The 23753-nt window shown below is 52.9% G+C and carries 21 protein-coding genes; 15 read left to right on the plus strand and 6 right to left on the minus strand.

The genetic code is table 11. The features are described from left to right. The first annotated feature begins 231 nt into the window (after positions 1 to 231). The 4 genes from RID21_RS07920 to RID21_RS07935 all read left to right on the plus strand — a co-directional run bounded on the left by RID21_RS07920 (position 232) and on the right by RID21_RS07935 (position 2957). Positions 232 to 1758 (plus strand): BON domain-containing protein, encoded by a 1527-nt coding sequence (locus RID21_RS07920; protein ID WP_350188112.1) that lies wholly within the window; start codon positions 232 to 234, stop codon positions 1756 to 1758. 96 nt (positions 1759 to 1854) lie between these two features. Further along, entirely contained in the window at positions 1855 to 2196 is a 342-nt protein-coding gene (locus RID21_RS07925; RefSeq protein WP_350188113.1) for a cupin domain-containing protein, read from the plus strand. Between the two features lie 129 nt (positions 2197 to 2325). Continuing rightward, on the plus strand, positions 2326 to 2472 hold the full coding sequence (locus RID21_RS07930) for a DUF2256 domain-containing protein (RefSeq protein WP_350188114.1): 147 nt from the start codon (positions 2326 to 2328) through the stop codon (positions 2470 to 2472). Beyond that, positions 2469 to 2957, plus strand: a complete 489-nt coding sequence (locus RID21_RS07935) for a metallophosphoesterase family protein (protein ID WP_350188115.1) — start codon at positions 2469 to 2471, stop codon at positions 2955 to 2957. Before RID21_RS07930 ends, RID21_RS07935 begins: the two co-directional genes overlap by 4 nt. Before the next feature lie 16 nt (positions 2958 to 2973). Here the strand turns inward: RID21_RS07935 and RID21_RS07940 are convergent, their stop codons facing one another. Both RID21_RS07940 and RID21_RS07945 read right to left on the minus strand, forming a co-directional pair. Beyond that, the gene (locus RID21_RS07940; RefSeq protein WP_350188116.1) at positions 2974 to 4047 is read right to left on the minus strand and encodes a WD40 repeat domain-containing protein; all 1074 of its coding nucleotides are present in this window, start codon (positions 4045 to 4047) and stop codon (positions 2974 to 2976) included. Positions 4048 to 4052: 5 nt separating this feature from the next. Further along, positions 4053 to 5132, minus strand: coding sequence for a formylglycine-generating enzyme family protein (locus tag RID21_RS07945; RefSeq protein WP_350188117.1), 1080 nt, complete (start codon positions 5130 to 5132; stop codon positions 4053 to 4055). 133 nt (positions 5133 to 5265) lie between these two features. On the opposite strand from RID21_RS07945, the gene RID21_RS07950 reads away from it, so the two are divergent. The 6 genes from RID21_RS07950 (at position 5266) to RID21_RS07975 (ending at position 12086) form a co-directional block, all read left to right on the plus strand. Then, complete coding sequence (locus RID21_RS07950; RefSeq protein WP_350188118.1) at positions 5266 to 5724, plus strand: hypothetical protein; 459 nt, start codon at positions 5266 to 5268, stop codon at positions 5722 to 5724. A gap of 86 nt (positions 5725 to 5810) precedes the next feature. Beyond that, positions 5811 to 6461: a hypothetical protein gene (locus tag RID21_RS07955; protein ID WP_350188119.1), complete on the plus strand. Its 651-nt coding sequence runs from the start codon at positions 5811 to 5813 to the stop codon at positions 6459 to 6461. A 191-nt stretch (positions 6462 to 6652) separates the two neighbouring features. Beyond that, positions 6653 to 8122 (plus strand): hypothetical protein, encoded by a 1470-nt coding sequence (locus tag RID21_RS07960; protein WP_350188120.1) that lies wholly within the window; start codon positions 6653 to 6655, stop codon positions 8120 to 8122. Next, entirely contained in the window at positions 8112 to 9302 is a 1191-nt protein-coding gene (locus RID21_RS07965; protein ID WP_350188121.1) for an ARPP-2 domain-containing protein, read from the plus strand. The genes RID21_RS07960 and RID21_RS07965 overlap by 11 nt, the downstream gene beginning before the upstream one ends. A gap of 110 nt (positions 9303 to 9412) precedes the next feature. Further along, positions 9413 to 9742, plus strand: a complete 330-nt coding sequence (locus RID21_RS07970; RefSeq protein WP_350188122.1) for a hypothetical protein — start codon at positions 9413 to 9415, stop codon at positions 9740 to 9742. A gap of 136 nt (positions 9743 to 9878) precedes the next feature. After that, positions 9879 to 12086 (plus strand): right-handed parallel beta-helix repeat-containing protein, encoded by a 2208-nt coding sequence (locus RID21_RS07975; protein ID WP_350188123.1) that lies wholly within the window; start codon positions 9879 to 9881, stop codon positions 12084 to 12086. 23 nt (positions 12087 to 12109) lie between these two features. Here the strand turns inward: RID21_RS07975 and RID21_RS07980 are convergent, their stop codons facing one another. Further along, the gene (locus tag RID21_RS07980) at positions 12110 to 13426 is read right to left on the minus strand and encodes a glycosyltransferase family 87 protein (RefSeq protein ID WP_350188124.1); all 1317 of its coding nucleotides are present in this window, start codon (positions 13424 to 13426) and stop codon (positions 12110 to 12112) included. Positions 13427 to 13969: 543 nt separating this feature from the next. Here RID21_RS07980 and RID21_RS07985 point away from each other — a divergent pair. Next, the gene (locus RID21_RS07985) at positions 13970 to 14305 is read left to right on the plus strand and encodes a hypothetical protein (protein WP_350188125.1); all 336 of its coding nucleotides are present in this window, start codon (positions 13970 to 13972) and stop codon (positions 14303 to 14305) included. Positions 14306 to 14450: 145 nt separating this feature from the next. Here RID21_RS07985 and RID21_RS07990 read toward each other — a convergent pair whose 3' ends face one another. Then, the gene (locus tag RID21_RS07990) at positions 14451 to 14735 is read right to left on the minus strand and encodes an antibiotic biosynthesis monooxygenase family protein (RefSeq protein ID WP_145179668.1); all 285 of its coding nucleotides are present in this window, start codon (positions 14733 to 14735) and stop codon (positions 14451 to 14453) included. 316 nt (positions 14736 to 15051) lie between these two features. On the opposite strand from RID21_RS07990, the gene RID21_RS07995 reads away from it, so the two are divergent. After that, positions 15052 to 16959, plus strand: a complete 1908-nt coding sequence (locus RID21_RS07995; protein WP_350188126.1) for a hybrid sensor histidine kinase/response regulator — start codon at positions 15052 to 15054, stop codon at positions 16957 to 16959. Positions 16960 to 17052: 93 nt separating this feature from the next. On the opposite strand, the gene RID21_RS08000 is transcribed toward RID21_RS07995, so the two are convergent. Next, the gene (locus RID21_RS08000; RefSeq protein WP_350188127.1) at positions 17053 to 18447 is read right to left on the minus strand and encodes a DUF1501 domain-containing protein; all 1395 of its coding nucleotides are present in this window, start codon (positions 18445 to 18447) and stop codon (positions 17053 to 17055) included. Between the two features lie 205 nt (positions 18448 to 18652). Here RID21_RS08000 and RID21_RS08005 point away from each other — a divergent pair, with 205 nt between their 5' ends. After that, on the plus strand, positions 18653 to 20113 hold the full coding sequence (locus RID21_RS08005; RefSeq protein ID WP_350188128.1) for a sulfatase: 1461 nt from the start codon (positions 18653 to 18655) through the stop codon (positions 20111 to 20113). 1229 nt (positions 20114 to 21342) lie between these two features. Next, positions 21343 to 21759 (plus strand): response regulator transcription factor, encoded by a 417-nt coding sequence (locus RID21_RS08010; RefSeq protein ID WP_350188129.1) that lies wholly within the window; start codon positions 21343 to 21345, stop codon positions 21757 to 21759. Between the two features lie 31 nt (positions 21760 to 21790). On the opposite strand, the gene RID21_RS08015 is transcribed toward RID21_RS08010, so the two are convergent. Next, positions 21791 to 21979: a hypothetical protein gene (locus tag RID21_RS08015; protein WP_155364610.1), complete on the minus strand. Its 189-nt coding sequence runs from the start codon at positions 21977 to 21979 to the stop codon at positions 21791 to 21793. A 429-nt stretch (positions 21980 to 22408) separates the two neighbouring features. Here RID21_RS08015 and RID21_RS08020 point away from each other — a divergent pair, with 429 nt between their 5' ends. Next, the gene (locus RID21_RS08020; RefSeq protein WP_350188130.1) at positions 22409 to 23746 is read left to right on the plus strand and encodes a hypothetical protein; all 1338 of its coding nucleotides are present in this window, start codon (positions 22409 to 22411) and stop codon (positions 23744 to 23746) included. The last annotated feature ends 7 nt before the right edge of the window (positions 23747 to 23753 follow it).

Below are 23753 nucleotides of genomic sequence, written 5' to 3' on the forward strand. Positions count from 1 at the left end.
ACACACATTTTTCTACCTGCCTGACTGCCAACACTTTGACGCAAACGCTGCCCTGCTCTGCACATCACTGGCATAGGTTTTGCGTAACTTAATTATTTACAAATGCGGACACCTCACCCGAATCATACTCAGGTAGATTCACTTGCCTCAGATATCACCGCTGACACCGCCTGAGATATTCCTCACCAGAATCAATGAAACGAATTAACTCACATGAAAAAGGAGGCAGCAATGGTTTTACTTACCTCTCAAAGTCGAAGAACCTGGCTCTGTGTTCTAACGACGCTAGTGCTACTCTTGGGATGTATTCCTCATCGCGAGGTCCAGGCAGAGCCCGAAATGACCAACCAGACCATCAGTGACAAAATCAGTGATGAAATGCTACTCGACCCGGGTGTGGTCTCGACCAGGCTCGACATCCAGACCGAAGATGGCATCGTCACGCTCTCCGGTCAGGTCAATAACATCCTGGCTAAAGAGCGAGCAGTGCGGATTGCTGAAACTGTCAAAGGGGTTCGGGCCGTGGTCAATCGGATTGAAGTCAAACCCTCACCGCTGCGAACGGATGACGCAATCAAAAAAGATATCAAGACAGCGCTACGTACCGATCCAGCAACGGAAGCCCGGGAAATTGATGTCAGCGTGAATGAAGGCGCTGTCAAGCTGACGGGGAAAGTGGAATCGTATCAGGAACTGGATCTGGTTAAGAAAGTGGCCCAAGGAGTACGCGGTGTTGTTGATCTGCAGGAAGAGATTCACGTCTTTTACAAGGATGAACGTCCGGATCAGGAAATCGAAGAAGAAGTGCAGGAAACCCTCCGCTGGGATTCACAGATTAATGACCACATGATTACCGTCACCGTCGATCAGGGTCAGGTGAAGCTCGCAGGGGTGGTCGGTAGCGCTGCGGAAGTAAGAATGGCGAAAGCCGATGCCTGGGTCGCAGGCGTGAACGATGTGGACACAGAACACCTGGAAGTTGATCCCTGGATACATGAAGAAAAACTGCGCGGCAATAAATTCGTGAGTAAATCAGAAGCAGAAATCAGCAGCGCCGTGCAGGATGCGCTCCAGAGAGATCCGCGGGTGAAATCCTTCAACGTCGATGCCGAAGTAACAGGCCGTACCGTGACCCTGCGGGGAACGGTCGACAATCTCAAAGCCCGTCGCGCAGCCGCCCGGGATGCGAAAAATACGGTGGGCGTCAGCTATGTGGAGAACCGGCTGAAAACGAGGTTCAATCAGAACCGTGAAGATTCAGCCATCGCCGCGGATGTCCGCGACACCTTCTATCGTGATCCTTATATCGAACGGTTCGACATTAATGTCACCGTCCTGAATGACACCGCGTACCTGTATGGGAAGGTCGACTCGCAGTATGAAAAGAACCGCGCCGATGATCTGGCGTCACGGGTTCCCGGCGTCGTGGATGTCAGGAACTTCCTGAGCGTTGCGGAACAGCGGCCCTACATTTCCGATCCCTACATTGATGATCTGTTCATCGATCAGGATGCCCTGGTGCGCTATGACCGCAGGTCACCCTACCAGTCGGATAAGGAAATTAAAAATGACATTCAGGATGAGCTCTGGTGGAGTCCGTTCGTCAGTTCCGAGAAGATCAAGGTCTCCGTGGACGACGGCATCGCGACCTTGAAAGGGCAGGTCAGTTCCTGGAGCGAAAGGAGGGCCTCTACTGAAAACGCTTACGAAGGGGGCGCCCTACTCGTTGATAACGAACTGGTGGTGAAAAGCGACTAATTTCACAGAACCGCTTTACAACACAGTTTCACTTTCAGTGAGCCGCGTCAGCATCTGGCGTGGCTCACACCCATTTCAGCAGAAAGGAATTCAGAAATGAATGATACCACTGTCAAAAAAGTAGACTCAGCCCATTCCCCCGAAGGAACGATGGGACAGAAATACCTGGCTTCCGGAGTTTCGGTTTCGATGCGACTCTGGGAAGAATCACCTGGATCGGTCGACCCGCAACCAATGAGCCGGGATTATGAGGTCGTCGGATTCGTCATCAAGGGAACGGCTGAACTGGAACTGGAAGACCAGAAGCTGCTACTCAATCCGGGCGAAAGCTGGCTGGTGCCGAAACATGCGGTTCACCGCTATCGAATCCTGGAACCGTTCGTCGCGATCGAGGCCACGGCTCCTCCGGCGCATGTGCATGATCGTGACAGTAAATAGCTCCTGTAGGATAGCAGGCTGAATTCGGCTGCGTTGATGGCCCCGTCTGATATTTCCGACTGGTCTGAAGGTAGGGTACCCCCTAGAATCCAGGAAGATCATCAATCCTGGAAACGGGGGCCTTTACCCATGACGCACCGCAAGTCAGAGCTGCCACAAAAGCGCTGCGCCGCCTGCGGGCGGCCTTTTACCTGGCGTAAAAAGTGGGCCCGTGTCTGGGAGAAAGTCAGGTACTGCAGCACGCGCTGTCGACGTAACCGAGGACAGACAGAGTGAAAATCGGCATCCTCTCAGATTCACACAATCACCTGGAACGGACCGAACGCGCCGTCGCGATGCTGCAGGAAGCGGGTGCCGAGGCGCTGTTTCATTGTGGTGACCTGGCAACACCTGAGATTGTCTCTGCCTGCGCGGTGCTCCCCTTCTTTTTCACCTTTGGCAATCACGACGCCGACTCTGTCCCTCAACTCGAACAGGCGACACGGGAACAGGACGTTCATTGTCTGCGCTGGGGCGGCGAAGTCAAACTGGCCCAAAGACGCATTGCCCTGGTGCACGGTCATATCAGCCGTGATCTCAAACCCCTGCTGGCTGCCGAACCCGATTACCTGCTCACCGGCCATTCACACCAGACCCACGACTTCCATGAAGGCACTACCCGCCGCATTAACCCGGGCGCCCTGTTCCGGGCGAAAGTCTTCACCGTCGCCACACTCGATCTGGCAACCGACGATCTGCAGTGGATCGAGGTACCCCGATGAAGATTGCTGCAGTATATCAGTCTCGAAGAAGATAGCCAGCTACTCCCATGTCCCGGGCAATTGCCAATTGCCGGGAATCGGGTGAGAAACAGAGGGCATACGCGACAGAACGAATCCGGCTGCTTATTTGAAGGTCAGCCGCACACAGCACCAGCACATCCCTGCCCGTGCAACAGGCAACCCAGCGGCCATCGGGTGAGATTGCCAGACATTTTCCATAGGCATTGACATCAATGGATGTTTTAAACTGCGACTCCTGCTGGTAGTCACTGCTCGCCCAGTCGTACTTAATGAGTCCCTCAGAACTTAGTATGACGAGAAAACGACCATCTTCGCTCAAGGCCACACGGGAGCCCTCGGGGACTGCAAATTCCTGAATCAGATCGACCATGAGAAAGGGCGGGCAGCGTTCTTGATTAGCAGATTCTTCAGTCATTGTCAGAGTACAGATTTTGGCCGGGCAATGCGAATCGTAAGTGACGGCGATCCGATATTGATCATCTTCAATCCGGCACGCTGTAATGGAGCGACCGGAGTCGTCGTCACAGTCGAGGATACGTTGGACTTCACCGTCAGGATTTTTAAAAACAAACTCTCTCAAGTCTGCACGTCGCAGCACAAATGGTTGACCGAAACCTGAAAAGTCTTTCAATACATGGCCACCCGTCCCCACCACAAGTTCGCCGCAACAACAGACGTCAATACAACCAGCAGCATAAATTGATTCTTCGAGTTGAGTTCCCTTCTCACGTGAATAGACTGTCAGGTCCCACGCCCTTTCAGAGGGAACCGCAAGCACTCGTTCGTTATCGAACCAAGCAATGGCTGGCAGAAAACCTTTCTCAATCTGCCAATACCGCTGTTTCGTTTTCAGATCGAAGAGTTCCAGGCAATTATTCTTGACGCCAAGCAGGCTCTGGCCATCAGGAGAGATCTGAATCTCAAAATAATTTCCACTTTCCCCGGGGGGTAGAGACCAGGCGGCTTCATAATCCGGACGGGTAATGATGAACAGCAGCAGGATCAATACCGTCAACGTTGTCAGCAAACCAATCCACTTCCGGTTTTGGGTGAATACTGTCAGACTCATCATCATCACCCCCGGGGGACACCCAGGCAAATGCGAAAGCCATCGCGTGAATCGGAATAATAATCGCTCTTGAGTCCCAGGCGGACGGCGCAGCGGGCATTGCCGGGCACGTCGTAGTAGTTCCCACCCCGACAGACCGGGCGGCGATTCTGGTCTACTAGATAGACTTCTTCATGTCCCCCCGTGGGATCGAAATGATCGAGGACGATTTCCCAGACGCCGCCACACATGTCGGCCAGCCCGAAACCGTTGCGTCCCATCTCGCCATAATGGTCGACAGGAGAGACAAACGCAAAGCCATCACTCCACGGGGCATTCGCCAGCGGCCAGATCTTGTTGCGTCCGGGCAGGAAATCGACGGCGGAGATATTCAGGCGACCTTCGCCATCCCGCAGATCATCGCCCCACCAGAAATAGTGGCTCTCGGTACTTCCCCCCCGACAGGCATACGCCCACTCGGCTTCGGTGGGCAGGCGGTACTCCAGACCTTCCGGCAGGCGTCCCGCTTTACGCTCACGCTCGGTCAGCCACTTGCAGAACGCGCGGCCGTCGTTCCAGCTCACACAGACGACCGGATAGCAGTCGCGCAGTGGAAATCCGAAACCCGGATCACGCCAGCTTTTGCCTTTTACCGAAATCCAGGGGTGCGGCGGGGCTTTGGCCGTGATCTTCCAGTTGGGATCAAAGACCTGCGTTTTTCCATCCGGCTTCTCGGCATCGGTCACGTAGCCACTCTCTTCAACAAAACGTTTGAACTGGCCGACGCTGACCTCGGTCCGTCCCATCCAGAAACCGTCTTTAACCTGCATCGCGCGGGGCTTTTCTCCTTCGTAGGACTCGCGCACGGTGCCCGGTGTCGCACCCCCTTCAATCCCTGTTGCCCAGGCTTTTTCCTCCGGAGTACTGCCCATCATGAACTTACCCGGCGGAATATACAGGACCTCCAGTGAAACGTCTGCTCCCAGATCAATCTGTTTTGAAGTGCCCTGCGCTGGTGGATCAGCGGCGGATGATTTCGCGGGCAGAACGACATTGAAAATGACTCCAGATAACAACAGCAGACGCAGCACATTTGTGATTCTCATCAGGCGGGTCCCTTGTTAAGGTAGGCTATGCGAGCAGGCAGGATTTCTCCGATTATTAACCATAAGGAATCGTAGCCAGCGGATCAACAATATTTTTTTGTCCGGTCTCCCGATTCGATGAAAGTGATGGCCTATGAGTCTTCAGAAAAAACAGGATGGTTACTGGTACGGCGACGATCATGCAGACCTGCGTCAGGAACTGCAGCGGTACAGCGAACTGAATGGTTACCCGATTGATAATTTTGCAGATGTCCGTTGTACCTGCGGGAACGATTCGTTCTACTTCGGTACCGATGAAGACGAAGGGGTGGCACTGCGAATCTGCGGCAGATGTGAAGACGAACATCTGATGGGTGACAGTGAAGAGTACGCTGAGGAAGCGGACATCGAGAAACATGGCTGCGTCTGCGGCGCGGAAGTCTTTCAGATCACGGCCGGCATATATCGCTACCGCAATGAGGATGATTCGCTGTCCCCGGATGTGAAATGGCTTTACCTCGGCTGCCGCTGCGTGGCCTGTGGACTCGTCGGCTGTTATGCCGACTGGAAAAACGAATTTAATGGATATGAAGCGCTGCTCGCGAAGATGTGAACTCCTGATCTACAGACTGTTTTCACTCTACGTCCAGATATGAACTGATTCAACATTCTCATAATCACTCTATAAAGACACGCATCATGAAAATAAGCGGCTTGTCCATTGGATGGGGAGATCGACTATGGGATCAGTTGGAACCTGATCTCGAAGCACTTCAGGAAGATCAGGAACGCTCTCGTGGTTGTCTACAATTCCTGAGATATCTTGAATCAATCGAAGGCCCCGACCTGTGGGTCGGAACTTCTCACTCTACTCTCGTTTTCTTTCTTAGTGATATACAGGAAGATCATATCGAGGTTCCGTATGTGGCCTGCGTAGATATCAGTGCAGGGACCCCACCTGCCTTGTACATGATAAGTTATCCCCTCCCACGCGAAATTCGCCCCTGGATGAAAAGGGATCCAACAGAGATCCCTGATCTGGAAGAGATCAAGAAAGATTGTTGGAAGGTATATACACATCAAGAAAACAAGGAGGACGCAGCTGCTGCGTTATTAGGTGCGATTGCTGTCTCAGGAACCAATCCCATACGACCACAATCTGATTGGTTGTGGTATATTTGCCCCAATTGCGATCTGCACTCCCCCCATTATCAATCTCATTGTCGGCGTTGTAAGTATGTCTTTCCACCTCAGAAAAAAATGGAATTGCTGGGTCTCTTTCGGAAAATATCACTTTCTGAAGGAACAAGATCTTCTACCAAAACGAACACAGAGAATACCGAAATCTAATTCGGGCAGGCGAACTTCCCTGCAACTTGCCCTGTCTTAAATCTGAGCTTGCTATACCCGCCGTGGCGCGGGATACTCGAACATCCGTTCGTGGGACTTGAGAGTGACTTCCGCGTGAGCATCTGCAGCTTTTCAGCCCGTCGCTGTCTGCATTCCCCGAACGGATTTTTTTGACTCAGGGAATGACTCTGGTGACCAACGGAACCTATTCAACATCGTCTCCCGAACGAACTCGCCTGCGCGATCAGTGCGAACGGGAAGACCTCGTGATGTTTATCAACTCCTGTTTCGCCGCCACCCGGCAGAACGAGTATTATACCGATCGGTATCTCGCCACCGTTTCGATTGAATTCCTACACCAGTACACGCTGATTAACTATCGCCTGCTTTACGCACGAACGCTGGCAGCCGGCATCAATCATTTTAACCAACTGCAGATTCTCTTTAATCTTCTCCAGTCCGGCGCGCCGGCTGATCTCACGCAGCGGTCTGAAGAAGGAGCACTGATCGCTGCTGCGCTGCGCGGACTGCCTCCCAACCGGGTGTATGGGCTATTTACACGATTGCAGCAGGCCCGAATCAATAATCGTCGCACGCGTGCCGTGATTAAGACATACCTTAACTGGCGACGAGAACCGGATTTTGATGCCATCAAATATCGCAACAAGTTTTGTTCTGCAGCAGCACACATCCATTTTCAACTCGATGCTGAACTGGGACGGTTTCTCTTTGATCCTTCCAGCCAGAAGACTTACACGCGGCCCCTGCTCAATCAGTATCGACAGGCGCAGTACAGTGCCGCTGCCATCTACGAACTGCCCTTCACTGTCGCGGAATCACTGGCACAGAAGCATCAGATTCCTCGCGAGGTCTTCCTGCAGAAGATTCAACCGAAAATGACCGCAGCGGAAAAGATGCGCTATCAGTCTACTGCTGCACGGACGAAAGGGGTTGAAATTGAATTTGACCTGAGTCGCGCAGGACTGACGAAACTGGCACTCTATATACTCTCGCTGAAGCAAAGCGAGCGACGGGACCGCGCTGTAGAACTGCAGGCTGCCCTGAATTCCGCTGCAACAAAAGCACTCCGTCGCGCTCCCCTCGCGCTGGGACGTGTCGCAGCCGTCCTTGATCGCAGCCGGTCTTCCCTGGGAAGTCGTGAGCGGCGAAACCGTCCACTGGGCGTGGCCCTGGCAGCCAGTTGTCTGCTCAGAAATGCAGCTCGGGAATACCGGTCTTTCTGGACACCGGAAAACGAAGAAACGGAATATGAATTTCTGACGCGACCTGCGGGACAGACGGCTCTGGCCGAACCATTGCTTGCCGCGCTGGAATGGGGGCCAGACCTGATCGTAATTGTTTCGGATGGATACGAAAACGATCCTCCCCAGCTGGTCGATCAGGTGGCGCGCGTGTACCGGAAAACGATTGGAAAAGGGAATACTCCGGAGATTGTGCATATGAACCCGGTCTTTGATGCCGATCATTATTCACCGCGTCGACTTGGCCCCACGATCCCCACCGTCGGACTGCGGGATGCAGAAGACATTCCCACCATGCTGGGCTTTGCCCGGTTCACTGCCGGAACGACGAAACTGGAGGATCTGGAAGCGTATCTCTCACACCGTGTCAACAGGATGCTGAACTCCGATGAAACCTGAAGATCTGCAGCAGACGATTTCGCTGAAAGGACTGAAGCTCGCTCCGTCACAAGTCCTGGGAGGAGTGCGTCTGGCGCCCGTAATACGTAAACAGGTTCGTGAAGATCTCCGTTTGACGCGGCGTCCCTACCATGAGGATATTGCCGCCGTTCAACTCGATCAGAAAACGGCATATTACTCCTACATTCCACATGCATTTATCGCGGACTGGTCAGACGATGGCTCACCGGCCGTCGCCTACGGTACACAGCTACGCCGTCTGCAGAAAAGGCAGAAAAACAGCGATGGCCGGGTTCATGACCTGGGCTTCATGACGGCGCGGGTGATGAAAAAAATGCGAAAGCGGGAAGACCGCAATCGATTGCGGTTTCTTCCGATGGATCTTTCACTCGAAGGATTTCTTTCGCTCCATTTTGGTGGACCGGATGTGATCTGGGAAGAATACTCGCGCGCAGCAATCCGCGATGGTTTGAGCCCGCGTTGTGAGATGTCGGTTCCCGGCCGCTGGATTAAAGGGCTGGAAGATGCCCTCCGTGTTTTCGAAATTCATGAGAATCAGGTTGGTTCACTGGTTTTTGTGGGGGATGCCCTGGCGTCTGCCTTTATCGTACCTCATCCGGATGATTATCGTGATCTGCACGAAACACTGTTGACCGATGATTACGGTGAGCTGCTCTATTTCTACGGACTTTACGCACAGGAAAACCGGTTACATCCAGCGGACATCGATGCCAAGCGGGTGGCGTCACTGGAAGACCTGCGTCGAGAAGTCAAGCGTGTGCGTGGCGACTGGTCAACGCTGCACACACTGATGTCTGATAATCTGCTGGATTGTCCGGTCCACAATGAAATGGTTTACAAGATGGGCCCCTTTCAGTTGCAGCGGTTCATGACGGAATTGAATCCGAAGGTGGAAAACCACATCGGGGAAGCCATCGTCCGCAAGAATGGAACGTTGGAATATTTGAAATCGTATCGACTCTCTGCCGCCCAGTGCCGACGTGCTTATCTGCTGATGCAGCTCGCTGACAGCAACTGGTCTGTCGAAGCCTGCGCTGAAAAACTGAGTTGCACAACTCACGAATTGATTTACCGTCTGGAAAAAGCGGGCTTCGGTCACCTGTTCCATCAGCATGTGCATGACAAAGTTCAGAGCATGCTGCGAAATGACCCCTGGTAAATCATTTATTAAACCCCGGTTTGACAGAGCCTCTCCGTGTAGTACCATGGGTGGCTGTTTCATCCCGCCAGGATGATTGGTCTGTTGATGTGATCGCGACCGGAGGGTTTATGGGTTATCGAGCTTTCTATTGCTGTTATAAAACCGATGAAACGCTCAGCGCGGAAGAAGCCTGTGAGATGGATCTGTCTCTCGCCGCCGATCGGATTCTGGAACTCCTCCAGGGCGATGAAGATTTCTTCGGGCTGATCGACGAACACAACAACACGCTGCAATTCCTCCGCAACGGCGAGACAATCTGGATGGAAATTCCGATTCCGGACAAGCAGGGAAGTTACGGAAAATACATCCCGCTCAGTGAAGTGAGCGCGCTGGTCGCTGGCTTACCCGCCCAGATCGATCTTAATGATTTCTCAGAAATGCAGTTTCAACCCTGGTGATCCGACAGGCTGTCTGCAGCAGTTCCACAGTTAATTGACGCTGGTCAGGCCGCTTCCTATATTCGAGGCAGGTCGTGCTGTGATTACGCAGTCATGCAAACAACCCTCCCACTTGTTAACAACCTCAGGTTCCTCAATGAACGTGTTTCGATTATTTCTCACCAGTCTGATGGTCTGTTGTCTGACTTGCCGGACGCAGGCAGATCTCAATTTGTATGTTAAAGCCGATGGAGGTCCCGGGGGCGATGGCAGTCAAGCGAAGCCGTTTCGTCAGATCGAGCAGGCACGCGATGCGATCCGCCGGTCTCGTCAGAATGGTCAGCTGAAAGTGGGTGCTGGGGCAACGGTCCACATCCAGCCCGGTGTTTATCAAATCAGTAAGTCGTTGGAATTCAACAAGACTGACAGCGGCACCGCCGCGTCGCCGATCGTCTATCGTGGAACTCAACAGGGCCAGGTACTGATTCAGGGGGGCATCGGTCTCGATCCCGCATCGTTTCAGCCTGTCACCGATGCTGCCATTCTCAAACGGCTGCCTGCTTCCGCTCGCGATAAAGTCCGGGTCTGTGATCTATCGTCCATCGCAGACGGCTCTTTCGCGGAACTCAAACGCTCCTACCGGGGAGTACCCGTCGGTCCCTGGCTGTATGTGAACGGCGCGCCGATGACGCTCGCCCGCTGGCCGAATGCCGATGCAGATCATGGTGGCTGGGCTTCGTTTTCCAAAGTCGTTGATAAAGGGCTGCCCAACCCCAAGGCCGAAGATCCGGAACAACGCAAACTGCACCCCGGTGCGTTCATCTTTGATGATCCCCGGCCCGCCCGCTGGAACCTTGAAGATGGCGTCTGGCTGCTCGGTTACTGGACTCATGACTGGAGCGACGAAGTCATCCGGATCGCCGATTATGATGCAAACCAGAAAACGATCCGGCTGGCAGCCCCTCATAACTACGGCATCATGGGTGGCACCTGGGGATCCAAATCACGTCGCTTCTTCGCACTCAACGTTCTGGAGGAACTGGACGCACCTGGCGAATGGTATCTCGATCGCAGGCAGAAGCAGCTTTATTTCTATCCCAACCAAAATCAGCAAGAGGCATCGATTGTCCTCGCGACGTTGACGCAGCCCCTGCTCAAACTGCAGGACACGCAACATGTCCGCTTTGAGAACCTGAACCTGGAGTATGGTCATTCAGAAGGTGTCTCGCTGAAGAATACCACCGGCATTGAACTGGCCGGGTGCGTGGTCGCGAACCTCGCCAGTGGCGGTATCTCCGTGAATGGTAAGCAGAACACGATCCGCAGCTGCGATCTGTATCACCTGGGAACACGCGGGATCGCCTTGTATGGAGGCGACCGTAAACAGCTCACACGCGCCGATAACCGTGCGATCAATAACCACATTCACCATTATGGACTCTTCCAGCGAACCTATGCCCCGGGCATCTATGCGAATGGTTGCGGGCAGATCGTTCAGAACAACTGTATTCACGATGCCCCTCATAACGCGGTCCTGTATGGCGGTAATGAGAACCTGTTCGAACGGAATGAAATCTACCGCGTCGTCATGGAGACGGGTGACTCGGGCGCCTTTTATACCGGTCGCGACTGGACCAGCCAGGGAAACATCCTGCGGCACAACTTCATCCACCACCTCGGAGGCGGCGATGCAGAGCATGTCAACACGATGGGCGTCTACCTGGATGACTGCGACAGCGGCGACACGGTGGAAGGCAACGTGTTCTACCAGACCGGCCGGGCCATTATGATTGGCGGCGGTCGCGATAACCCTATTCTGAATAACCTGGTCTTCGACTGTCCTATCGGCCTGCACGTCGATTCCCGGGGCATGACCTGGAAACAATGGAACAATCCTAATGAACCAAGCTGGCAGCTCGAAAAGAAGGCGGAAGCGATGAACTACCAGAGCCCGCCCTGGAGCGAACGCTATCCCCATCTCGCTAAAATCATGCAGGACTCGCCTCGAGAACCGCTCTATAATCCGATCCTTCGGAACGTGTTCGTGAACTGCTCAAAGGAAGTCGCACATCTGGACGGCAACGTAAAGAAGCTGCTTGACAAGTTCGACATGCAAAATAATCTCGCCGTGAATACGCGTGGCACATCACGGGGTATCGCCATGACCAACGATCTCAAAGGCTTCACCAACCTGAGCGGGACCCCTGACAAACACATTCCACTGGGCCTGACAATAAATTCACAAGGCAAATGGGAACTGCACCAGGATCCCTCCCTGCTGACGAAAGAGATCGGTTTTGAGCCGATTCCTTTTGACAAAATCGGTCTTTATCTGGATGACTATCGTCACAAACTGCCAGAGTAAGATCCCTCTCGAAACTAAGAAGTTCAACCGGCAACCGGTGCATGCTCTTGCGCCGGTTGCAGCGCGGCTTCTGCTGTTTTCTCCCGGGTCACACGAAAATGGCGACTGAGCAGAAAACCGATGATGCCGAGAAACAGAAACGTGGAGGTATGGTAAGTTCCCAGTAGCTCACTATAGAACTTGCCGATAAATGCGCGGTTCAAAATCAGCACCAGGAACACAAACAGACCGATGCCGACCTTCAGCGGTTTCGTAAAATGTTTCTGACTCATGGAAGAGCGGATCAGCAGATAGACACCCGGAAATATCCCCACGCAATGCTGTCCCCAGGTGACCGGCGAATATAACAGGATCAATATCGACAGCACCGCACATTCCCAGAGAATGCGTTCATCCGAACGGTCGTCGTAATGCCTGCGGAATAGCCACGCAATAAAAATCAGAAACACCAGCATACTCAGCGAGATGATCCGTCCTGCCGTCACCGGAGGCAGATTCAGAAAGTCCACATACAGCGGTGTTTTCATCCGCCCTTCATGCTCTCTGGGGAAATGCATCAGGTAACGGGCAAGTGTAATTCGCAAAGACATATTCGCGATTGGAACCGGACCGGCAATTCCTTTGGAAGGATCTTTTTCCTTAAAACCATGCATCACGTTAAATACCCAGTGCCGCACCGTGCGATCGTATTCGGCATATCCCAGTTTGAGCATGGGGGATAATGTAAAGCAAGCCGCCGCCAGGAAGGTCAACCCGGCCATTTTCCATTCCCGCTTGAGAATGAACCAGACCCAGAATAAGGAAGGCGTACATTTCAACGCCATCGCGAATCCCAGAATCAAGCTCCCCTGCAGTTCCTTCTTTTCACGCCAGAGATAAACGGACAGCCAGGCAGCAGCCACCAGCGCCAGATTCACACCGCATTCCAGCATGTCTCGAATCAGGTACCGGCTCGAGAGCAGAATCGCAATTGTTACCAACCAGAACAGTTCGTTTTTCCCCAACGGAAAATGCACTTCGCTCAAACGGTTCAAAACGCGAACGAGTACATACAGCGCCGCAAAGAACAGGGGGTAGACCAGCAGGTACGCGGTCTCCATCGGAATCCATGCCAGCGTGGAATGCACGAAACCCCAGAACGGGGGATACGGGTAATTGATGTTGCGGGTATAGAGGAACTGACCACTGGCGATGAAATGTCCCGAGGTCCAATGCAAAGGAAAGTCACCGGGAGGGCGACGGGCGATGCGCAGGAACTGAATGACAGAGACAATCACACCCACCACGATAAACGCAGCACGCCAGATTTTGTTATGTCTGTCAAACAGATCTTTAATCAAATTCACCTCCTTGTTGAAGAATCGTCTTGCCCTGATCGAGTGATTTATATACTAATGCCCTTCCTCTCAGATAGAGGAGAAAATCGAATCTGCACAATGAGCAATTAGCCTCGTCGTTGCGAGAAAAATCAGCTGACGGGTGTTCCCTATCGGGTGCAGAAATGAGTGACACTGAATATTTCCGATATTTTTAGCGCAATCAAATAAAAAGTTTGCATTAAAAATCACAGATTATAAACTGAGTGGAACATAACACCCTTCATTTATATTTCGAGTCAACATTTCTAAGAGACAGATCATTTCAGTACATCTTTGATTCGCTCATCATTCTGATGAGGGCATCAGTGCGACCTTCTGTCTTCGAACCTTTTCGATTCAGTGTGTACCGCTTCAAATTCACCCTCTTTTGTAGCGCATGCGCATGTAGTTTTGGAGATTCAATTCCTAGCTGAGGCACGATTTAGCAGCTAAAAACGACAAACAATCCGACGACATTTCATTCAGATATTCATACTTTATTCGGTTTTTTATGGAGAAATCGTCATGAAGAAGCTGGTGTCGATGTTTCATTCGTTGCTGATCGGTCCTGTTACCTTTTGTGTCGGAATGCTGGTCATTCTGTTCGCGTCTCTGATCGGAATTAACCGTCTGGTGGAGGTAGATGCCTCAGGCAGACCGCTGGTGAAGAGAAAGTGCGTGGCAGATCGGCATCCCATCACAACGGAAATGATCGAGCTCACTAAGGACCTGGGCTGGGATGAAAATCCCGCTAACCTTTCCAAGCTCGATCAACTGACCGATTTTCATAGAAAGATGGCTACCGAAACCGTCACCGAGACGGATTCTCTGTCACTCATCAAAAAAGTCGATTTCGATTAGTTTGACAGTTCCACGAACACATCTTTTCATTTACATCTCTCAGATGTATTCAATCAAATTACAGGCACTCTCTGCAGTTGAGTCATCTCAACCTGCAAGCCCGGTCCAGCTCAATCTCTCACACGTCATGCAGTGGGACCGGGGCTCAGTGTTTGTAGATTTTATGACGCGGACGATCTGACAGAATCTCTTCCTTACCCCAGTTGGTAACCGCACGAAAAGCATCGCTGTGGATAAAATCCTGGAATGCCTGTTCGTCGGACCATTCACTGGTAATCATGTAAGAAGCGTTGTCGCTCACATCCTGCCACAAGTGGGATGAGGTATGTCCCTCAGCCTGTTGCAGGGCCTGCTGTACGCCGGCAAATTTGGCTTCGAACTCAGCCTGCTTACCATCAATCACCTGGTAGTTCATTCCCACTGTAATCATCGTTTCCTCCTGGTTTTGAATAAGGATTTTCTTTACATCGTATGGCAGGGGGCGTGGTACTACAACTGCGATTCAGCTGTTCCCAGAGACATCCGCACACAGCCATTTTGTGCTCTGATCAAGTTATCAGACTCCGCCTTGCAAACATATCTTTTCTTTGCAGAGACCTGAAATATAGATTCCTTTTAAAACGACTCTGACTAGAATAGCTCGTCGGAATTAATTCTCCAGGTGCCCAGGGTACAGATTCACCTCTCACTTCTGTCATTTCTCATTTCCAGAACTTTACTATTGCCGTCGAAAAAGGACCCGCTGAATGAGCCGCTTGAACTGGCATCAGGCCGTCTTGCAGAACATGATAGACGCCGTGATCGCAGTTGATACACGACAGCGTATCATGCTGATGAATCCCTCTGCGGAACGACTGCTCGGTCGTACAATTAAAGAAATCCAGGGACAGGATTTTTTCGAAACATTCCTGTTGGCAGCAATAGAATTTCGGGCTGAAATGCAACAGTCTCTCGAATCTGTCCTCTCGACAGGTGAGTATGTCATCTTCAGCAGTCAGCCTGCTATCAATACAAAAGAGAACTCGCCTCAACAAATTAACGGTAATATCGCTCCGCTGTATGAGCATCCCGGTAAAATCATGGGAGCCCTCTTCGTCTTTTATAATCAGAACGAGGACCAGGATCCCTTCCTCTGTTTTAGAGACCTGCAGAATTTCATAGTTAATTCTCCGGTCGCGATCGCGCTGTTCGACAGAAACATGCGCTATCTGGCCACCAGCCGCCGCTGGATCGACGACTACAGGCTGGAAGACAACTTGCAGGGCCGCTCCCATTATGAAGTCTTTCCGGAAATTCCCAATCACTGGAGAGTTGCTCATCAGCAGTGTCTCGCAGGATCGATTCTGCGAAATGAAGAACTGTTTCCGCGTGAAGGCGGCGCAGCGCACTGGATCAACTGGATCATCCAACCCTGGTATGAATCGAGAAATTCGATCGGCGGTATGGTTATCCTCACAGAAGACATCACCGACCGCAAACACCTCGAGCAGGAAAACCAGGAATTGCTCGAACAGCTGGTGGCAGCGCAGAAGATCGAATCCCTCGGTAGACTCGCCGGAGGTATCGCCCACGACTTCAATAATATGTTGAACGTGATCCAGGGCCATGTCGGGCTGGCGCTGCTCGACATCGATACGGACCACCCCCTCCATCATCACCTGACAGAAATTCGCGATGCTGCAGAGCGTTCCACCGAACTGACTCAACAACTTTTGAGCTTTAGCAGTCGCGAGGAAGCCGAACCAAGGTTGATTGAACTCAATCAGTCGATTGAGGGTATGTTGCGCATTTTGAAACGCCTGATTGCTGAGGAAATCGAATTTGTCTGGGAGCCGGAATCTGAAGGCTGTATCGTCAAAATGGATCCTTCCCAGATCGATCAGATTCTGGCGAACCTCTGCGTGAATGCCAGTGACGCCATTTCCGGAATTGGAACCATCACCCTGAAAACGGAGAACAGAGAATTCGACCACGAATTCTGTAAAGCACATCCGGAGTACCTTCCCGGTCATTTTGTGATGCTTTCCGTATCTGATACCGGTCCCGGCATAGACCCGGCCACACAGGCTCGCATTTTTGAACCCTTCTTCACCACAAAGCCACAGGGAAAAGGAACCGGGCTCGGCCTGTCCACCGTCGCAGGAATTGTCAAACAGAACCAGGGCTTCGTCCGCGTGGAAAATCAGCCCGGCAGTGGCTCGACGTTTCAAATATTCCTTCCCTGTCGTCGCGATGGAAAACCGCTCCCTCACCTCGAACCCGCTGTACGTGCACCCATCGGTACCAGCGAAATGATCCTGTTGATCGATGACGAACCGATGCTCGCCAAAATCAGCAGGGAGATCCTGCTCTCGCTGGGCTATCGCGTGATCATCGCCACCAGTCCCCGGGAAGCCATCCAGATACTGCTTGATTTTAAGGGAACGGTGGACCTGTTAATCACCGATATGGTCATGCCCGAAATGAACGGCCAGGAACTTTATCTCGCATTACAGAAACTCCAGCCAAATCTCAATGTCCTGTATATGTCCGGCTACACCTTGCACATCATGGCCGAACAAGGCATCACCAGCGAAGAGAACTCCTTCCTCAAAAAACCATTCTCGCGCAACGAACTGGCAGTCAAAGTCAGACAGGTACTGCAAGGGGGCTGAGCGTAGCTGGAGTGATGTAACTCACACCGCATGCCTGAAATCAGAACAGCTTATGCAGACGCTTCGCGGCGTCAACCTCGATCTCAGCGTCATTCAAAACAGTCCGGGAATCACATCCCCGGCCGTCGCGACCTGCACGACTTCGTTGGGAACGCCCCGCGTAATCCGCAGCTCGCCCAGGTCGAACAGCGTGTGCATGATGCTGGTCACCAGATCTTTCCGTTCGATCGGCTCGGTCTGCGGACCGCCGGCATGCCGGTCTGACTGACCAATCACCTGCCCCATCTTGAGCCCGCCGCCACTCAGCATCAAAGGCGACAGGTTCCCCCAGTGATCGCGGCCGCCGCGGCTGTTGAGTTTGGGAGTCCGTCCCATTTCACCCGTGCAGACCAGCAGAATGTCTTCGCTCAAGCCCCGCTCGTGCACGTCTTCCAGGAAAGCGGAGACCGCATGATCGAAGGGGACGCCCATGTAGTCCATGCCCTCAGCCACGCCCGCATTGTTATTGTCCGCGTGCATATCCCACACAAAATTCGTGGTGATCGTCACGAATCCGCAACCCGCTTCGCACAGACGCCGCGCCATCAGCAACAGTTTTCCTAATGACTGTGCGTTATCGATGTACCGCTGATAGTTCTTCCAGCGTTTGCTGATCGTTTCAGGACGAACCAGCGGCGCCGTATCGTAGCGGGCCACAACACGGGGATCTTCCTCCGACAAGTCAAAGGCTTTGGAAACGCCACCCAGAATCACATCAAACGCCTGCTGCTGCAACTCCGACGAAGCAGCAAACGTGTCGCTCTTCTCAGCCGCCCAGCGGGCCCGATCCAGTTTCGTTAACAGCACTCGTCGATCGTCCAGACGATTCTGCGGAATCGACAGCGTCATATTCGACTGCATGTCCCCCCCGGCGCCAGGCACGAACGGGGCATACGCACTTCCCATCTGCCCGGGAGAATCAAATTTGCCGAACTTGGTAATCGCCGGCATCATCTTTTCATCAATAGCACGCGGATACAGCACCGCACTTGTGGGCATCCCTTTATCAGGATGATTCGCCCCCACCACGCGGGAGTAAAGCGCACCCAGGTTGGCATCGAGCGTATCCTTATGCACGATCGGTTTGATGTCGTGTCGACTGTCCCCCGAACGATAAGAGCGGACGATCGACATCCGGTCGGCCTGTTGTGCCAGCTTGGGAAACGTCCCTCCGAACGTCACGCCGGGAATCTTCGTCGCCACCTCGCCCGTCACGCTGTGAATGTCCGACGGCGCGGTCATCTTGGGATCGAACGTCTCAATCTGGCTCGGACCACCGTGCATGAACAGGAAGATCACCGACTTGTTCTTCAGCAGCGTTCCCGATCCCGCCGCCTGCGCCTGTAGCGACATCAGACCAGGCAGAGTCAACCCGCCCAGCGCCAGACCGCCCACGCGCAGGAATTCCCGCCGACCGTTTCGATGATTGTGATCACAGAATGAAAGCATGATTCTACCCGAGCCTAAGAAAATCGCCTGTTCTGAATATCGTCCAATATATCGACAAACGTTGATGCAATCCAGACGAAAACCTGTCTGAAGGAAAATCGGGACTGTTAATCTGATCCCCGGTTTTCTTTCGGTTCCTCTGCCGGTTATGATGGGAAGGCTTCATACGTTTTGATTCTGAAAGTCTTATCGAAAGGGACCCCGGATGCGCTTGCTCCTGATGATCGCTCTTCTCTGGCTCGTCTCCACACCGCTCCAGGCGGCTCAGAAACCCAACATTCTGTTTATTGCCATCGACGACCAGAACGACTGGATCGGCTGCCTGAAAGGGCACCCCCAGATCAAGACCCCGAACATTGACAAGGTCGCCTCGCGGGGAACCCTGTTTACCAACGCCCACTGCCAGTCCCCCCTCTGTAATCCCTCGCGGACCAGCCTGATGACCGGCCTGCGGCCCACGACCACCGGCATCTACGGACTGGCCCCCTGGTTCCGCAACGTCGATCGTTTCAAAGATCGTGTTTCGCTCCCTCAGTACCTGGAGCAGAACGGTTATAAAACTTTGAGCACCGGCAAAATTTATCACGGCGGCTACGGTCGCAAGAAAAAAGACAAGGAATTCAACGTCCTCGGCCCGCCTGCCGGGGTCGGCGTGAAGCCTCCCAAAAAACTGGTCAACACCCCCAACCCGCACCCCCTCGTCGATTGGGGCACCTTCCCGCACAAAGACGAAGACAAAGGCGACTGGAAGGTCGCCAGCTGGGCCGTCGATCAGTTGAACAAAAAACCGACCGAACCCTTCTTCCTCTCGGTCGGCTTCTTTCTGCCGCACGTCCCCTGCTACGCCACACAGAAGTGGTTCGACCTCTACCCCGCGGACACCGTCCAGTTGCCTCCCGTGCTGGATGTCGACCGCGACGACACGCCCCGCTTTTCCTGGTACCTGCACTGGAAGCTCCCCGAACCCCGGCTCAAGTTTCTCAAGGAAGCCAACGAGTGGCACAACCTGGTGCGGTCTTACCTCGCCTGCACCAGCTTTGTCGACAGCCAGGTCGGACGCGTCGTCGACGCACTTGAGAAAAACAACCTGGCGGAAAATACCATTATCGTCATCTGGTCCGACCACGGCTGGCACCTGGGTGAGAAACTGATCACCGGCAAGAACACGCTCTGGGAACGTTCGACACGTGTTCCCCTCATCTTCGCCGGTCCGGGCATCACCGAAGGCGCTGTCTGCAGCAAACCGGCCGAACTCCTGGATATCTATCCCACGCTGGTCGAACTCAGCGGCCTGCCTCCCCGCACCGACCTCGAAGGTCACTCGCTGGTCCCACAGCTCAAGGACGCCAACACACCCCGCAAGTGGCCCGCCATCACCTCTCACAACCGCAACAACACCACGGTCCGCACGGAAAATTATCGCTATATTCACTACGCTGACGGATCGGAAGAGTTTTATGATATGCAGCAGGACCCCGCGGAATGGAAAAATCTCATCGGCGATCCCAATTATGCAAAATTGATTGAAGAACATCGCACCTGGCTTCCCACGGTCAACGAAAAGCCTGCGCCCGGCAGCAAGCATCGCATCCTGCGATACGAAAACGGTCAGGCAAACTGGGAAGAAGAAGACATCAAAAACGATGATCCGATTCCTGAGTTGTAAGCAGTTTTTCACAGCCGAAATTCATCCTGAATTTGTACAAATGATCGCAGACAATTTGAAACAGTTTTAACTTTCACTCATGTCCTGCCGGTTACAATTTCACTCAAAAAAATCTGCCATTTTTTTGGGCACGACCATTCAAGTTCTGTCTGAAAACTTGCCGAAGTATCCGTGTATAACAACGAACCTGGAAGTAAGTTGCCGTCGATGAACCCAAGACAGTTCGCAAGAATTGAGTAGTCGTCAGTGATACTTATGACCAGACTAAGTGTTACCTAAACACAGGAGAAATCCTCAGGGGACTGGAAGCTTGGGCTTTCCAGTCCTCTTTTTTTATGCGCCACTGACAGAACCACATCACGCCACTCCTCCTTCCACAAATCTTTCTCCTCCCGCATCCGACCAGGGAAACTTTTTCACCTGATCTAACTGAAAAGATTGAACTTGATCGACGGTTCGCGAATCATAAAGTATTGCAATTGTGCTTCGCGCGCGAGGCGGACGATGCGTGCACTGGAACACCGCGAACCAGTGACACAGCAGCACCTGAATCGACGTCGAATTTTCCATCTTTTCACCGGAACATCCGGCACCGGTTCTGCATGTCCCGTAACATTTCAAATCATTTCGCAGCACACTCAGAGCATTTCGCAGCAAATTCAACATCAACTCACTCTCTTTCAAAGCGGAAGCACAGCACATTTCCTCTTGACCCCCTCACGCCGTTCTACAAAATGCTTCCACATGACAAACATTCAAATACATTGATTCAAGCAGCACGGTTTAAAACATTGATTACGCCCAACTGATTTTCGTCGTAGGGGCGACCCTCTGTGGTCGCCCGCCTGGCAGGTCACAAACCACTCACACGCTTTCCCAGGCCTCAGAGAAAACTCTCAATACACCGGGTAGGCCCGCAAACAATTCGGGCCGAGCGCAGCGAGCCGGAAACGGTCAGTGTTGCGTTCAAAAAAAACGTCACTCGAATCGAACAAGAACAAGAAAATGGTTCCCTCGTCGACCCATTATCCACATCGGCGTCAGTCAGGAGAGCTGAATCGACGGCAGCTGTCCGCAAAAGATCAGTGGTCGGACATCGATATACATAAACACTAACGCAGTCATAAGTTCAGTTAAATCGGACCAAAACATCAGTTTACAGATCTGGCCTGCAAAGACTATAAAACGCGCCTGACAGGTTGGACTGTTTAACGTAATAAATTTCACTGATGAAACGACTGCAGAAACTACCAGAGTACTACCACCCCCGCGTCTATATCGTGGATGATAACGACACCGTCAGGGACTCCTGCGTCATCCTGATGCAGAGCTGCGGCTTGAGTGTAGAAGCGTTTTGCTGCGCGGAAGATTTCCTCCGCAGCACCGCCGCCGATTCCTGTGGCTGCCTGCTCACCGATCTCCAGCTGACCGGCTGTAACGGGCTGGATCTGTTAAAACAGATGAAGTCCGCCGGCTACCGTCTGCCCGCAATTCTGGTCTCAGGCTCTCTGGACCGGGAGACCACCGGCTGCGCCGTCGAAGAAGGCGCGTTCGCGATCCTGGAGAAACCCTACCCGGTACAATCACTGTGGGAAGCCGTGATCACCGCCATCGAAAACGATTCCCAACAGCGTACCTGTAAATAAGCGACACAACCTCAGCGGGCAAACTCCCCCTCTACCGCATCCGACTCGCCTGATATAGCTGCTTATGCCCCCGCGCTTCAAACTCCGCCACCATCTGCCGCGCCGCTGCTTCACTAAGCCCCTCGGCCATCACAAACCGGTTCCCATCATCCCCCTGCCGCCAGACGGACCACTGGCCTGTGTCTAAAGCATCTCTGTTCTCTGTTTGATCATCGTTCATTCGGGTCTTCTTAATTACATTGTTCGGTTATAACCTGCGACTGTCTCCCAGCCCATCAGCGATAACTTCTCTTCCACCTCTATGACACAGTAGAAGCGATTCAGGATCCGTTGTAATTTCCAGAGGAACTGTTTTCAGACTCATCATAGCCTCTCACACTTCAATAAATTTTCGTGTATTTCGTGCCTTTCGTGGTAGTAAAAAATCAGCACGCATCTCTTTCTAATATCTCACAGACTACCTTGGAGCACCTCTTTTCTTGGTTAAGAAAACCAATCCCTGTTGAACTCCCCGATCACGCGGAAAACGACCGCGAACGTAACCCGCTGATTGATTTCGGTTTTGAAATGACATACGCTAGACAATATTCCTGCAATATTAAACGCCCGGACCGGGCTTCCCGCCAACATTCATTCGCGAGGGTTTTCCATGACTGCTGTTCGTCGTGATGCACTCTGTCTACTGACGCTGGTCAGTCTTCTCTGTCTGCCTGTTTCCACTATGGCGGGAGAAACGAAATCGGAAAAAACAACCATCGACCAGGCAAAAAACTGGCAGGCCAAAGGGGTCGACTATGCCCGCATCATGTCCCAGGTGAAATGGACGCCGGTCGCCGAAGGCATGCCCCGCCGCCGGGGCTTTTTCGAGCCGGGTAAAGAATACACGGGAGTTCCCTATTCCAGCGTCAAATACGTCGGCCGCTATATCGGCTTTGATATTTTTCTGAAAACCTTTCTGGCTGCCGTGGAAAATCCCCAAAGCGTTCTCTACACCGAAAACCTGTATGGCAAAGTTCCCAATGCCGAGTGCTACTACGGCAAGGTCTGTTCGTCCTACACCAGCTACGCCCTGCAGTGCGGCATCTGGTATGTCAGTCGCCTGCACAATCCCCCGTATCGCGAGGGGGTCACACCAGTGGAACCCGCTACCGCGCAACATGCCCGGGTGGGAGACATCATCTTCACACCACCCCAGCCCGGTTCGCACGTTGAAATCGTCACCCGGATTACCAGGAACCAGGCCGGCGAAGTCACCCATGTGCGGGTTGAAGAGAGTCGCCCGCTCACTACCAAAACCACGAACCGCAGCGTCGCCAGTTTTAATAAACACCTGAGTTCCCGCGGCAGGAAACTGTATCGCATTACCGACCTTGATGCCTGGCGCGGCGAGAACAAGGCTGAAGATTTCCTGTTCCCCAACTACGAGGAAGATGCCAAAACCCCTGTCATCAACCGTGTGCTGCTGCTCGATCGCGGTGACTGGGTCCCCTATCACAAAGGCCAGTCAGTCAAAATCAACATCATGGACCGGGATCAGCAGGGCGTGAAAAAACTGGTCATCAAACGGGGCGAGGCCGTGGTTGAAGAAGTCGACCAGCCCGGCACAGGCGTGAAGGAATTCACGTTCACAGACTGCGGCGACTATACTGCACACTGCGTCATGCAGGACGATTCCCTGAGTCAGGCCTGTGAATTTTCTGTCTGCGATCTCGATTTCAGTCTGCCCGCGAAAACAGCATCCAAAAGCAAGCCGTGGGAAATAGATATTCGCTCCGAAAATATGCAGGTGATTATCGCGCACCTCGTGAGTGACGCCGACGACTACGACGATCATAGCATCTTCGTCACCGAACAGGATCGCCAGAATGGAAAAGTGATGATCCCCGCCAACCTGATTCAGACCCCCGGCAACGTCCAGATCTGGCTCATCGGCGAAAACAGATACGGCAGACTTAAGAAACGCCGCGATATTCTGATTGGAGAGTGAACAAGCT

Source organism: Gimesia sp., assembly GCF_040219335.1.
Taxonomy (GTDB): Bacteria; Planctomycetota; Planctomycetia; order Planctomycetales; family Planctomycetaceae; genus Gimesia.

Coding starts and splice junctions, on each gene's coding strand:
- RID21_RS07920 (WP_350188112.1), top strand. CDS start 232: ATGGTTTTACTTACCTCTCAAAGTCGAAGAACCTGGCTCTGTGTTCTA.
- RID21_RS07925 (WP_350188113.1), top strand. CDS start 1,855: ATGAATGATACCACTGTCAAAAAAGTAGACTCAGCCCATTCCCCCGAA.
- RID21_RS07930 (WP_350188114.1), top strand. CDS start 2,326: ATGACGCACCGCAAGTCAGAGCTGCCACAAAAGCGCTGCGCCGCCTGC.
- RID21_RS07940 (WP_350188116.1), bottom strand. CDS start 4,047: ATGAGTCTGACAGTATTCACCCAAAACCGGAAGTGGATTGGTTTGCTG.
- RID21_RS07945 (WP_350188117.1), bottom strand. CDS start 5,132: ATGAGAATCACAAATGTGCTGCGTCTGCTGTTGTTATCTGGAGTCATT.
- RID21_RS07950 (WP_350188118.1), top strand. CDS start 5,266: ATGAGTCTTCAGAAAAAACAGGATGGTTACTGGTACGGCGACGATCAT.
- RID21_RS07955 (WP_350188119.1), top strand. CDS start 5,811: ATGAAAATAAGCGGCTTGTCCATTGGATGGGGAGATCGACTATGGGAT.
- RID21_RS07965 (WP_350188121.1), top strand. CDS start 8,112: ATGAAACCTGAAGATCTGCAGCAGACGATTTCGCTGAAAGGACTGAAG.
- RID21_RS07970 (WP_350188122.1), top strand. CDS start 9,413: ATGGGTTATCGAGCTTTCTATTGCTGTTATAAAACCGATGAAACGCTC.
- RID21_RS07975 (WP_350188123.1), top strand. CDS start 9,879: ATGAACGTGTTTCGATTATTTCTCACCAGTCTGATGGTCTGTTGTCTG.
- RID21_RS07985 (WP_350188125.1), top strand. CDS start 13,970: ATGAAGAAGCTGGTGTCGATGTTTCATTCGTTGCTGATCGGTCCTGTT.
- RID21_RS07990 (WP_145179668.1), bottom strand. CDS start 14,735: ATGATTACAGTGGGAATGAACTACCAGGTGATTGATGGTAAGCAGGCT.
- RID21_RS07995 (WP_350188126.1), top strand. CDS start 15,052: ATGAGCCGCTTGAACTGGCATCAGGCCGTCTTGCAGAACATGATAGAC.
- RID21_RS08000 (WP_350188127.1), bottom strand. CDS start 18,447: ATGCTTTCATTCTGTGATCACAATCATCGAAACGGTCGGCGGGAATTC.
- RID21_RS08005 (WP_350188128.1), top strand. CDS start 18,653: ATGCGCTTGCTCCTGATGATCGCTCTTCTCTGGCTCGTCTCCACACCG.
- RID21_RS08010 (WP_350188129.1), top strand. CDS start 21,343: ATGAAACGACTGCAGAAACTACCAGAGTACTACCACCCCCGCGTCTAT.
- RID21_RS08015 (WP_155364610.1), bottom strand. CDS start 21,979: ATGAACGATGATCAAACAGAGAACAGAGATGCTTTAGACACAGGCCAG.
- RID21_RS08020 (WP_350188130.1), top strand. CDS start 22,409: ATGACTGCTGTTCGTCGTGATGCACTCTGTCTACTGACGCTGGTCAGT.